Origin of the sequence: Streptomyces sp. NPDC057623, assembly GCF_042800355.1 — a bacterium.
GTDB lineage: Bacteria > Actinomycetota > Actinomycetes > Streptomycetales > Streptomycetaceae > Streptomyces.
This window is the reverse complement of record NZ_JBHVGZ010000021.1, coordinates 111,380-123,688: the sequence shown is the minus strand read 5'-3', so window position 1 is coordinate 123,688 and position 12,309 is coordinate 111,380. Positions and strand designations below refer to the sequence as shown.

The following is a 12,309-nucleotide window of genomic DNA, read 5'->3' as shown; positions in this document are numbered from 1 at the left end:
GATGACTCACTCCTCGTGCTACTCGGACGAGGGTGCCTCACCCTCGTCCGTGCCGATGGTCTCGGCGACACCCTCGGCGGTCTCGTCGACGGCCACGTCGCCGTCGACCTCCTCCGCCTCGCGTCCCGCCTCGGCGTTACGTGCGATACCGACGACGGCATCGCGCTTGCCCAGGTTGATCAGTTGGACGCCCATGGTGTCACGGCCCGTCTCCCTGACCTCGTTGACTCGCGTGCGAATCACACCGCCGCCCAGCGTGATGGCGAGGATCTCGTCGGTCTCCTCGACCACCAGCGCACCGACGAGCGAACCGCGGTCCTCGACGATCTTGGCGGCCTTGATGCCGAGGCCACCGCGACCCTGGACGCGGTACTCGTCGACGGGGGTCCGCTTCGCGTACCCGCCGTCGGTGGCAGTGAACACGAACGTACCGGTTCGAACAACATTCATCGAGAGCAGCTCGTCTCCCTCGCGGAAGCTCATGCCCTTGACACCGGAGGTGGCACGCCCCATGGGGCGCAGCGAGTCGTCCGTGGCCGTGAACCTGATCGACTGCGCCTTCTTGCTGATCAGAAGCAGATCGTCGTCGGCCGAGACGAGTTCGGCGCCGATCAGTTCGTCGTCGGAACCGTCCTCGCGCTCACGCAGGTTGATCGCGATCACACCGCCGGAGCGGGGCGAATCGTAATCCTTCAGCGGCGTCTTCTTCACAAGTCCGCCCTTCGTGGCGAGCACCAGGTACGGCACCGCCTCGTAGTCGCGGATCGCGAGGATCTCGGCGATCGCCTCGTCGGGCTGGAAGGCCAGCAGGTTCGCCACGTGCTGTCCACGCGCGTCACGGCCGGCGTCCGGAAGCTCGTACGCCTTGGCCCGGTACACGCGGCCCTTGTTGGTGAAGAACAGCAGCCAGTGGTGCGTCGTCGAGACGAAGAAGTGGTCGACGATGTCGTCTTCCTTCAGCTTCGTGCCGCGTACGCCCTTGCCGCCGCGCTTCTGCGCCCGGTAGTCGACGGTCTTGGTGCGCTTGACGTAGCCGCTGCGCGAGACCGTGACGACGATGTCCTCCTCGGCGATCAGGTCCTCGATGGACATGTCGCCGTCGTAGGGCACCAGCATGGTCTTGCGGTCGTCACCGTACTTCTCGACGATCGCGGCGAGTTCCGCGCTGACGATGCCGCGCTGGCGGACCGGCGAGGCCAGGATCTCCTGGTACTCGGTGATCTTCGCCTGGAGCTCGTCGTGCTCCTGGATGATCTTCTGGCGCTCCAGGGCGGCCAGTCGGCGCAGCTGCATCTCGAGGATGGCGTTGGCCTGGATCTCGTCGATCTCCAGGAGCTCCATCAGGCCCCCGCGCGCGATCTCGACGGTGTCGCTGCGCCGGATCAGCGCGATGACCTCGTCGATGGCGTCCAGGGCCTTCAGCAGGCCGCGCAGGATGTGCGCCCGCTCCTCGGCCTTGCGCAGGCGGAACTTCGTACGGCGGACGATGACCTCGATCTGGTGCGTCACCCAGTGCCGGATGAACGCGTCCAGGGAGAGGGTGCGCGGGACGCCGTCGACGAGCGCCAGCATGTTGGCGCCGAAGTTCGACTGCAGGTCCGTGTGCTTGTAGAGGTTGTTCAGCACGACCTTGGCGACCGCGTCGCGCTTCAGCACGATGACGAGGCGCTGACCGGTGCGCGACGACGTCTCGTCGCGGACGTCCGCGATGCCGCCGATCTTGCCGTCCTTCACCAGGTCGGCGATCTTCTGCGCGAGGTTGTCGGGGTTGGTCTGGTACGGCAGTTCCGTGACCACCAGGCACTGGCGGTTCTGGATCTCCTCGACCTCGACGACCGCGCGCATGGTGATGGAGCCGCGGCCGGTGCGGTACGCCTCTTCGATGCCCTTACGGCCGACGACGAGGGCGCCGGTCGGGAAGTCGGGGCCCTTGATGCGCTCGATGAGGGCGTCCAGGAGCTCCTCGTGCGAGGCCTCCGGGTTCTCCAGGTACCACTGGGCGCCGGCCGCGACCTCGCGGAGGTTGTGCGGCGGGATGTTGGTGGCCATGCCGACCGCGATGCCGGCCGAGCCGTTGATCAGCAGGTTCGGGAAGCGGGCCGGCAGGACGGTCGGCTCCTGGGAGCGGCCGTCGTAGTTGTCCGTGAAGTCGACGGTCTCCTCGTCGATGTCACGGACCATCTCCATCGACAGCGGCGCCATCTTGCACTCGGTGTAGCGCATGGCCGCCGCCGGGTCGTTGCCCGGAGAGCCGAAGTTGCCGTTGGAGTCGACGAGCGGCATGCGCATCGACCACGGCTGGGCGAGACGCACCAGGGCGTCGTAGATCGAGGAGTCGCCGTGCGGGTGGTAGTTGCCCATGACGTCGCCGACCACGCGCGCGCACTTGTAGAAGCCGCGCTCGGGGCGGTAGCCGCCGTCGTACATGGCGTACAGGACGCGGCGGTGGACGGGCTTGAGGCCGTCGCGGACGTCCGGCAGCGCACGCGAGACGATGACGGACATCGCGTAGTCGAGGTACGAGCGCTGCATCTCCGTCTCGAGCCCGACGGGCTCGACACGCAGAGTCTGTCCCTCGTCAGGCGTGACGGGAGTGTTCTCGTCGGTCATTGCTGGTGAAGGTCCTTCCTGGTGCGGTCAGCTGAGACCGACTCAGATGTCGAGGAAGCGGACGTCCTTGGCGTTGCGCTGGATGAACTGGCGGCGTGCCTCGACGTCCTCGCCCATGAGGACCGAGAACAGGTCGTCGGCCTGGGCGGCGTCGTCGAGGGTGACCTGGCCGAGGACGCGGTGCTCCTGGTCCATCGTCGTGATGCGCAGCTCCTCGGCGTTCATCTCACCGAGACCCTTGAAGCGCTGGATCGAGTCCTCGCGCACCCGCTTGCCGCGCTGACGGCCCATCTCGAGCAGGGCGTCGCGCTCACGGTCGGAGTACGCGTACTCGACCTCGTCCCGGCCCCACTTGATCTTGTAGAGCGGGGGACGGGACAGGAAGACGTGCCCGGCCTCGACCAGCGGCCGCATGAAGCGGAACAGGAAGGTCAGCAGCAGGGTGTTGATGTGCTGGCCGTCGACGTCGGCGTCCGCCATCAGGATGATCTTGTGATAGCGCAGCTTCTCGATGTCGAAGTCCTCGTGGACTCCCGTACCGAAGGCCGAGATCAGCGCCTGGATCTCCTGGTTCTGGAGGATCTTGTCGATCCGCGCCTTCTCGACGTTGAGGATCTTTCCGCGGATCGGGAGGATCGCCTGGTACTCGGGGTTGCGGCCGGACTTGGCCGAGCCGCCGGCGGAGTCACCCTCGACGATGAAGATCTCGCACTTGATGGGGTCGTTCGACTGGCAGTCGGAGAGTTTGCCCGGCAGGGACGCGGTCTCCAGCAGGCCCTTACGACGCGTCAGGTCACGGGCCTTGCGGGCCGCCACGCGCGCGGTGGCGGCCTGGATGCCCTTGCGGATGATGTCCGCCGCCTCGTTCGGGTTCCGGTCCAGCCAGTCCGCGAGGTGCTCGTAGACGACCTTCTGGACGAAGGTCTTCACCTCGGTGTTGCCCAGCTTGGTCTTGGTCTGGCCCTCGAACTGCGGCTCACTCAGCTTCACCGAGATGATCGCGGTCAGACCCTCGCGGATGTCGTCACCCGTGAGGTTGTCGTCCTTCTCGCGCAGCAGCTTCTTGTCACGCGCGTACTTGTTGATCAGCGAGGTCAGCGCGGCGCGGAAGCCCTCTTCGTGGGTACCGCCCTCGTGGGTGTGGATGATGTTGGCGAAGGAGTACACACCCTCGGTGTAGCCGCCGTTCCACTGCATGGCGACCTCGAGGGACAGGTGCTTGTCCTTGTCCTCGGCCTCCAGGTCGATCACGGTGGGGTGCACCAGGTCTCCCTTGCGGGAGTTGAGGTACTTCACGAAGTCGACGATGCCGCCCTCGTAGTGGTACGAGACGGCCTTGACCTCGTGCTTCTCGTCCTCGCCCGCCTCGTCCGCACCGGCCGTGGCCTTCGCCGACTCACGCTCGTCCGCGAGGTTGATCCGCAGACCCTTGTTGAGGAACGCCATCTCCTGGAAGCGCCGTGAGAGCGTCTCGAAGGAGTAGTCGGTGGTCTCGAAGATGTCCGGGTCGGCCCAGAAGGTGACCGAGGTGCCGTGCTCCTCGGTGGCCTCGTGCTGGGCGAGCGGAGCGGTCGGGACGCCGAGCTTGTAGTCCTGCGTCCAGCGGTGGCCGTCGGTCTTGACCTCGACGGCGACCTTCGTCGACAGGGCGTTCACCACGGAGACGCCGACGCCGTGCAGACCGCCGGAGACCGCGTAGCCGCCGCCGCCGAACTTGCCGCCCGCGTGCAGCACGGTCAGCACGACCTCGACGGCCGGCTTGCCCTCGGACGGCACGATGCCCACCGGGATGCCACGGCCGTTGTCCACGACCCGAACGCCGCCGTCGGCGAGGATCGTCACGTCGATCGTGTCCGCGTGCCCGGCCAGTGCCTCGTCGACGGAGTTGTCGACGACTTCCTGCACCAGGTGGTGAAGTCCGCGCTCACCGGTGGAGCCGATGTACATACCGGGTCGCTTGCGGACCGCGTCCAGACCCTCGAGGACGGTGATGGCGCTGGCGTCGTACGAGGCGGTGACCTCGCTGTTCGACGAGGTGACCGCGCCGTTGGCGCCGGCGTCGGTGGACGGGATGTTCTCGTTGGGGTTGCCGGAATCGGCCACGAAGCGCCCTTTCTGGCACAGCACTAGCCAGGCTCGCCGGCGGGTTGCCGGAGCGGCTGCGGCATGTTGCGTTGGTAAGCCTTGATCAGCGTTGCTCAGCTTCTCCCGGACGGTCCCCACGTTTGGGGCGGGATTGGCCTCCAGTCTACCGGTAGCGCCGACAGTGATGGGGGTTTGCCGGTACCTGAGTCCGCATGTGCCGCCCTGAACCTGCCTCCGCCGACTCCCGATATACGGATGGGGGCTCAAAGAGGCTCACAGAGCCACTCAGCGCTTCCGGCCTTCAACCCTTGGCTACTTCGGAGTCAGGTCGCGATGCGCAACCCCGTGCGCTGGTACGACGAGCAGGTCACCGACGCCGCTCCGGGACCGCCGACAACTGCTGATGTGATGTCGGTCACCTGTGGCTCAAGGGGCCTCGGGGACCTCTGTGACGACGGCCCGGCCGGCCCGGCCCACCCTTCGCGGACGGGCCGATCACCCGTCATCCGACACCTGTCGTCCGTCACCCGTAGGTGTCGCCGGGCCCCGTGCTACCGGGCGCGCGCAGAGGACCGTAACGACGGGCGGGGCCGCCGGGGCCCTGCACCCTGATCTGCCGCACCGCGCCGTGGCCGAGGTCCTCGTTGAGGCGGGCGACCAGGGTCGGGGCGAGCAGCCGCAGGTTCGTCGCCCAGGCCGTCGAGTCGCAGCGCACGACCAGGATCCGCTCGTCCTCGTCGTACTTCTCCGGCACACAGTGATTGGCGACGTCCTCACCGACGATCTGCGGCCAGCGGCCCATCACCCCGCCCACCGCGGCCGGGGTCTCCCAGCCCCGCTCGGTGATCAAGCGGTTAATGGCGGAGCCGAGCGCCATCGGGTCGCGGCCGTCCGCACGCGCTCCGGAGCGCAGACCGCCGCGCCGCGCCTGCTTCTTCTGCTGCGCCGCGTCCCCACGCGCGCGTGCCTGCTCCTTGGCCGCCCTGAGCGCCACGCGCGCGAGATCGACGCCGGACGGCTCGGGGGTCTTCTTCGGGGCGTTCTCGGACGGCTTGCCGGACGGGCCGTGGGGCGGGATCTCGCTCATACGCGCTCCACTGTCCCCTCGGCCACCGCGTACCGCACTCCCGTCAGTACGTGCGGTACGTCGTCGTCGACCGCGGCGGTCACCAGGACCTGCTCGCCGGGCGCGACCAGCTCGGCCAGGCGCTCGCGGCGCCGGGTGTCCAGCTCCGCGAAGACATCGTCGAGGACGAGCACCGGCTCGTTGCCCTCGGCCCGCAGCAGGTCGTAGGAGGCCAGGCGCAGCGCCAGCGCGTAGGACCAGCACTCGCCGTGCGATGCGTATCCCTTGGCGGGCAGCTGACCGAGTTTGAGAAGCAAATCGTCTCGGTGGGGGCCTACGAGGGTGACGCCGCGCTCGATCTCCTGCTTGCGGGCCTCGGCGAGCGCCGCCATCAGCTGCTCGAAGAGGTCCTCGCGCGTGTGCGCCTCGCCGGGAGCCGACGGCTTGTAGTCCAGGGCGACAGGGCCGCCGCCGGGGGCCAGCTGCTCGTACGCCTTGTCGGCGAGTGGCTGGATCGCGGCGATCAGATCGAGTCGCTGGGCGAGCAACTCGGCTCCCACGCGCGCGAGATGCTGATCCCAGACGTCCAGGGTGGACAGGTCCATGGACCGGCCGCCGTGCCGACGGGCCAGCGCGGCCGACTTCAGCAGGGTGTTGCGCTGCTTGAGCACCCGCTCGTAGTCGGAGCGGACACCGGCCATGCGCGGGGAACGGGCGGTGATCAGCTCGTCGAGGAAACGGCGCCGCTCGCCGGGGTCGCCCTTGACCAGGGCGAGGTCCTCGGGCGCGAACAGGACGGTTCGTACGATCCCGAGTACGTCACGGGGTCTGACCTGCGAGGACCTGTTGATGCGGGCCCGATTGGACTTGCCGGGGTTGAGCTCCAGTTCGACCAGCTGCTGTCGCTCGCCCTGCCGCACCTGCGCCCGGATGATCGCCCGGTCGGCGCCCATCCGGACGAGGGGAGCGTCGGAGGCGACGCGATGGCTGCCGAGGGTGGCGAGATAGCCGACGGCCTCTACGAGGTTGGTCTTGCCCTGGCCGTTGGGACCGACGAAGGCGGTGACGCCCGGGTCGAGCGGCACTTCGACCCGGGCGTACGAGCGGAAGTCGGCCAGCGACAGATGCGTGACGTGCATGGTCGTTCGCCGACCTCCCCCAACAAGTGGCTCAAAAACTTTCCCCAGTTGTGGACAACCGGGTCACTCCCGAGGGTGCCAGGGTGCCATCCCCAGGGTGTGGATTACTTCTTCTGGTTTCCGCCGGTCGTTCCCGACGGTTACTTCGACTCGACCGCGTGGCCACCGAACTGGTTCCGCAGCGCCGCGATCATCTTCATCTGCGGAGAGTCGTCCTGGCGGGACGCGAACCGCGCGAACAGCGACGCGGTGATCGCCGGGAGCGGCACCGCGTGGTCGATGGCGGCTTCCACAGTCCAGCGTCCCTCGCCGGAGTCCTGTGCAAAACCCCTGAGCCTGTCCAGGTGCTCGTCCTCGTCGAGGGCGTTCACCGCGAGGTCCAGCAGCCAGGAGCGGATGACCGTGCCCTCCTGCCAGGACCGGAAGACCTCGCGGACGTCGGTCACGGAGTCGACCTTCTCCAGCAGCTCCCAGCCCTCGGCGTAGGCCTGCATCATGGCGTACTCGATGCCGTTGTGGACCATCTTGGCGAAGTGGCCCGCGCCCACCTTGCCGGCGTGCACGGCGCCGAAGTCGCCCTCCGGCTTCAGGGCGTCGAAGAACGGCCGCACCTTGGCGACGTTCTCCGCGTCGCCGCCGTACATCAGCGCGTAGCCGTTCTCCAGGCCCCAGACGCCGCCGGAGACGCCGCAGTCGACGAAGCCGATGCCCTTGGCCGCCAGCTCCTCGGCGTGCCGCTCGTCGTCCGTCCAGCGGGAGTTCCCGCCGTCCACCACGACGTCACCGGGCTCCAGCAGCTCGGCGAGCTCGTCGATGGTGGACTGGGTCGCGGCACCGGCCGGGACCATCACCCAGACCACGCGCGGCCCGGGGAGCTTGCCCACAAGCTCTTCCAGGCTGTGGACGTCCGCGAGGTCCGCGTTGCGGTCGTATCCGACGACGGTGTGGCCCGCGCGGCGTATCCGCTCGCGCATGTTGCCGCCCATCTTGCCGAGGCCGACGAGACCGAGCTCCATCAGTTGTTCCTTAGGTTGCTGTGGCGTGTCGGGCACCTGCGTACCCAGGTACGACCCTAAACCCGGACGCACGCGCACATCCGTGGGCATAGGCGCTCATACGTACGCCGTCACCTGCGGCTTCATCCAACAGATCGTCCCCAGGCTCGGTGATCCACCGAGCCTGGGGACGCTGTGGACAACTACGGCGCCGGCGGCAGCCGCTCAGCCGCTCAGCCGCACCGGCATGATCAGGTACTTGTAGGCCTCGTCCGCCTCGGCGTCCAGCGCCGGCTTGCCGCTGAGCAGCGCGGGCTTCGTGGACGTCGTGAAGGACAGCTGGGCCACCGGGGAGTCGATGGCGCTGAGGCCGTCCAGCAGGAAGGTCGGGTTGAAGGCGATCGACACGTCGTCGCCCTCCAGCTGCGCGTCGACCCTCTCCACAGCCTGTGCGTCGTCGCTGGAACCGGCCTCCAGGATGAGCACACCCTGCTCGAAGCTGAGCCGCACCGGGGTGTTCCGCTCGGCGACCAGCGCCACACGCTTGACGGCCTCCACGAAGGGGGCGGTCTCGATGACAGCCACGGAGTTGAACTCCGTCGGGAACAGTGAGCGGTACTTCGGGAGGTCGCCTTCCAGAAGACGGGTCGTCGTGCGACGACCGGCGCCCTCGAAACCGATCAGGCCCTCGCCCGCACCCGAGCCGGACAGCGCCAGCGTGACGCTGTCACCGCTGGTGAGCGCCTTGGCGGTGTCCAGGAGCGTCTTGGCGGGGACCAGGGCGACCGCCGAGGCCTCCGGGTTCTCCGGCTTCCACAGGAACTCGCGGACCGCGAAGCGGTAGCGGTCGGTGGACGCCAGCGTCACCGTGTCGCCCTCGATCTCGATGCGCACGCCGGTGAGGACGGGCAGCGTGTCGTCACGGCCGGCCGCGATGGCGACCTGGGCGGCGGCGGAGGCGAAGACCTCACCGGGCACGGTGCCGGTCGCGGTCGGCATCTGCGGCAGCGCCGGGTACTCCTCCACAGGCAGGGTGTGGAGTGTGAACCGCGAGGAGCCGCAGACCACGGTCGCCCGTACACCGTCTGTGGAAATCTCCACCGGCCGGTTGGGGAGAGCGCGGCAGATGTCCGCCAGCAGGCGGCCGGAGACCAGGACCGTGCCCTCCTCGTCGACCTCGGTCTCCACGGACACACGCGCGGAGACCTCGTAGTCGAAGCTGGACAGGCTCAGCTGGCCGTCCTCGGCCTTGAGGAGGAGGCCGGCGAGGACCGGCGCCGGCGGACGGGCCGGGAGGCTGCGCGCCGCCCAGGCCACGGCCTCCGCGAGTACGTCGCGTTCCACCCGGATCTTCACTGTTGCCGCCTCCTGCTGTTGCCGGCGCTTCTCGGCCTGCCTGGCTTCGTCGTCTGTCTCGGTGTCGTCGGCCCCAGTGAGGGGAAGGACACCGGGAACAGTCTGACGCACCCCACTGACAGTAGGTGCCTCTCGGGGTCAAGTCGTGACGAGGGGCAGCCGGGAGCCGGACAGCGAGTTGTGCACAGGACCCACTTCGAAACGGATTCCCAGCTCTCTCTAGTTGGGAGTAGTAGTAGGGCCTGTGGATACCGTGGATAACCTCGTTTTCCCAGCTCAGGCCGGAGATTTTGTCCACGGGGCCTGTGGGTGACGGCGGTGGACAACCGGGCGTATCTGTGGAGAACAGAAAGTTCTGCACACCCCGTGCACAGACCGAGGCGACTTCTCCCCAGCGCCGTCCCCAGCTTTACCCACCTTTCCCACAGGCCAACCCGGCACCTTCGTGTGACGCCTTTCACTCGGGCCGGTGAGAAGGCGCGTCGCGTTGCCGAACAGTGGACAGCGATGTGGAGAAGCCGGGAATCGCTGGGGACAACCGGCCTCATCCTGTGGGTTGCCGGTGGACAACTTGATGCACAGCCTGTGGATCTTTTCGCTGTCCACAGCCTGTGGAGATCGTTCGTCCACGAATCCACATGCAGTTGACCTGCTCTGATGGTCTCTCAGCAGGGAGCGCTGTGGACACAGTCTGGACAACTTCCCAGTCCCCAGGGTGTGGACGCGAGAAAGTCACCGAATCTGTGGAGAGTGGCCGTAACCTGGCAGGTAATCGAACAGCCGGTGTCCGGACGTTCGGTCGCGGCATGACGAAGGGCGCCCCCGGAACCTGCTCCGGGGGCGCCCTCGGCGTCGTACGACGGCTCTTCCGGCCGCTCGTCGGCCGGCTCTGTCAGCCGTTCTTGATGCGGTTCGTCAGCTCGGTGACCTGGTTGTAGATGGAGCGCCGCTCGGCCATCAGATTGCGGATCTTGCGGTCGGCGTGCATCACCGTGGTGTGGTCGCGGCCGCCGAACAGCGCGCCGATCTTCGGCAGTGAGAGGTCCGTCAGCTCGCGGCACAGGTACATGGCGATCTGGCGGGCCGTGACGAGCTGGCGGCCGCGGGAGCTGCCGCACAGGTCCTCGACGGTGAGGCCGAAGTAGTCGGCGGTCGCGCTCATGATGGCCGTCGAGGTGATCTCGGGCGTCGCGTCGTCGCCGCCGGGGATCAGGTCCTTGAGGACGATCTCCGTGAGCCCGAGGTCCACCGGCTGCCGGTTCAGCGACGCGAACGCCGTGACCCGGATCAGCGCGCCCTCCAGCTCGCGGATGTTGCGCGAGATGCGGGAGGCGATGAACTCCAGTACCTCCGGCGGGGCGTTGAGCTGCTCCTGGACGGCCTTCTTGCGGAGGATCGCGATGCGCGTCTCCAGCTCGGGCGGCTGGACGTCGGTGATCAGACCCCACTCGAAACGGTTCCTCAGCCGGTCCTCCAGCGTGACCAGCTGCTTCGGCGGCCGGTCGCTGGAGAGCACGATCTGCTTGTTCGCGTTGTGGAGCGTGTTGAAGGTGTGGAAGAACTCCTCCTGCGTCGACTCCTTGTCCGCCAGGAACTGGATGTCGTCGACGAGCAGGATGTCCATCTCGCGGTAGCGCTTGCGGAAGCTGTCGCCCTTGCCGTCGCGGATGGAGTTGATGAACTCGTTGGTGAACTCCTCCGAGCTCACGTAGCGCACGCGCGTGCCGGGATACAGGCTGCGCGCGTAGTGCCCGATCGCGTGCAGCAGGTGCGTCTTGCCGAGCCCCGACTCCCCGTAGATGAAGAGGGGGTTGTACGCCTTCGCGGGTGCCTCGGCGACCGCCACCGCTGCCGCGTGCGCGAAGCGGTTGGACGCGCCGATGACGAACGTGTCGAAGAGGTACTTCGGGTTCAGGCGGGCGGTCGGCTCACCGGGCCCGGGCGCCGGCGCGGGCTGCGCTGCCAGCGGTCCGGGGGCGCCGGTGGTCGGCAGGTTCGAGCCGACGGGGCCGCCTCGGTGCACATGGCCGGAGCCGGACGGCGGCTCGGGCCGGTCGCGGCGGGCGTCGCGGTCGTAGTCGGAGCGCGGCTGGTCGTAGTCCGGCCGCTTCTGCTCGTACTCGGGGCGGTGCTGCTCGTAGTCAGGACGGTGCTGCTCGTAGTCGGGGCGGTGCCCGTCGTACGACGGCCGCTCCATCGGCTGCGGGCGGTAGTCCTGGGAGGGCGCGCCGTAGGAGTCCTGTGCGTAGGAGTCCTGTGACGGCGATGCGTAAGGGTCCCGCTCCGGGAAGCCGAGTCGCTGTTGCTGCCAGCCGTACTCGTCCTGCGGCGGGCGGGGCCAGCTGCCGGGGCCGGGCTCGGGGCGCTGGTACTCGCTCGGGTAGGCCGGGCGGGCGGTGGGCAGCGGGTCGTTGGGTGCGCTCCCGCGGTCGTCGGCGCGGTGGCGGCCGTAGCCGTCGTACGAGGGGAGTTCGGGCTCCTCGTAGCGCGGCTGGAGCGGGGCAGGGGGCGCCGGCGGGGCCGGGGGCTCCCCGGCGGAGTCGTCGACGGTGATCGCGATGCGGATCGGGCGGCCGCACTCGCGGCTCAGGGTCTCGCTGACGATCGGGGCCAGACGGCCCTCCAGTACGCCCTTCGCGAATTCGTTCGGCACGGCGAGCAGAGCGGTGTCGGCGACCAGCGCGAGCGGCTGGCAGCGGCGGATCCAGTGCTCGTCCTTCACCTCGACGCCCTGCCCGCGGCCCTCACCGAGAAGCTGCTCGAGTACTCGTGGCCACACTGCGGCAAGATCGGCAGGTACGTCAGCCACAGGGCACGCTCTCTCACGGGTCCCACGAACGTGTGATGGTGGGACGGGTCGGGATTCAAAAGTGGTGGAGCCAGAATCAAGGGGACAAGGCAACGAATCGGAGTTCAGTCACGGTAGTCAGGGCGGCGGGTGCGGTTCAAGTTGTTGTCCCCAGCCTGTGGATAGTGTCTCCCCGTGACCTCTGGTTTGACCGGATGGCGTAGCCGCGCGTACCGTAACCAGGTCGAGTTGTCGATGGCTGCTGCCGCC

At 68.1% G+C, this 12,309-nt stretch carries 7 protein-coding genes; all 7 read right to left on the bottom strand.

Annotated elements, in window-relative coordinates:
* Positions 1–18 precede the first annotated feature (18 nt).
* Positions 19–2,610: a DNA gyrase subunit A gene (gyrA, locus tag ACFU95_RS22585; RefSeq protein ID WP_383830394.1), complete on the bottom strand. Its 2,592-nt coding sequence runs from the start codon at positions 2,608–2,610 to the stop codon at positions 19–21.
* Between the two features lie 42 nt (positions 2,611–2,652).
* Positions 2,653–4,713 (bottom strand): DNA topoisomerase (ATP-hydrolyzing) subunit B, encoded by a 2,061-nt coding sequence (gyrB, locus tag ACFU95_RS22580; protein WP_383830391.1) that lies wholly within the window; start codon positions 4,711–4,713, stop codon positions 2,653–2,655.
* 505 nt (positions 4,714–5,218) lie between these two features.
* Positions 5,219–5,782 (bottom strand): DUF721 domain-containing protein, encoded by a 564-nt coding sequence (locus ACFU95_RS22575; protein ID WP_383830388.1) that lies wholly within the window; start codon positions 5,780–5,782, stop codon positions 5,219–5,221.
* Positions 5,779–6,900, bottom strand: a complete 1,122-nt coding sequence (gene recF / locus ACFU95_RS22570) for a DNA replication/repair protein RecF (protein ID WP_383830384.1) — start codon at positions 6,898–6,900, stop codon at positions 5,779–5,781. The genes ACFU95_RS22575 and recF overlap by 4 nt, the downstream gene beginning before the upstream one ends.
* Positions 6,901–7,040: 140 nt before the next feature.
* Positions 7,041–7,916 (bottom strand): phosphogluconate dehydrogenase (NAD(+)-dependent, decarboxylating), encoded by an 876-nt coding sequence (gene gnd, locus ACFU95_RS22565; protein WP_383830381.1) that lies wholly within the window; start codon positions 7,914–7,916, stop codon positions 7,041–7,043.
* A gap of 204 nt (positions 7,917–8,120) precedes the next feature.
* On the bottom strand, positions 8,121–9,251 hold the full coding sequence (gene dnaN / locus ACFU95_RS22560; protein WP_030049463.1) for a DNA polymerase III subunit beta: 1,131 nt from the start codon (positions 9,249–9,251) through the stop codon (positions 8,121–8,123).
* Between the two features lie 892 nt (positions 9,252–10,143).
* Complete coding sequence (dnaA, locus tag ACFU95_RS22555) at positions 10,144–12,060, bottom strand: chromosomal replication initiator protein DnaA (RefSeq protein WP_383830378.1); 1,917 nt, start codon at positions 12,058–12,060, stop codon at positions 10,144–10,146.
* Positions 12,061–12,309: the final 249 nt, after the last annotated feature.

Excerpts from the sequence above, each read along its gene's own strand:
- ACFU95_RS22575 (WP_383830388.1), bottom strand. The coding sequence starts at position 5,782 with ATGAGCGAGATCCCGCCCCACGGCCCGTCCGGCAAGCCGTCCGAGAAC.
- recF (WP_383830384.1), bottom strand. The coding sequence starts at position 6,900 with ATGCACGTCACGCATCTGTCGCTGGCCGACTTCCGCTCGTACGCCCGG.
- gyrA (WP_383830394.1), bottom strand. The coding sequence starts at position 2,610 with ATGACCGACGAGAACACTCCCGTCACGCCTGACGAGGGACAGACTCTG.
- gnd (WP_383830381.1), bottom strand. The coding sequence starts at position 7,916 with ATGGAGCTCGGTCTCGTCGGCCTCGGCAAGATGGGCGGCAACATGCGC.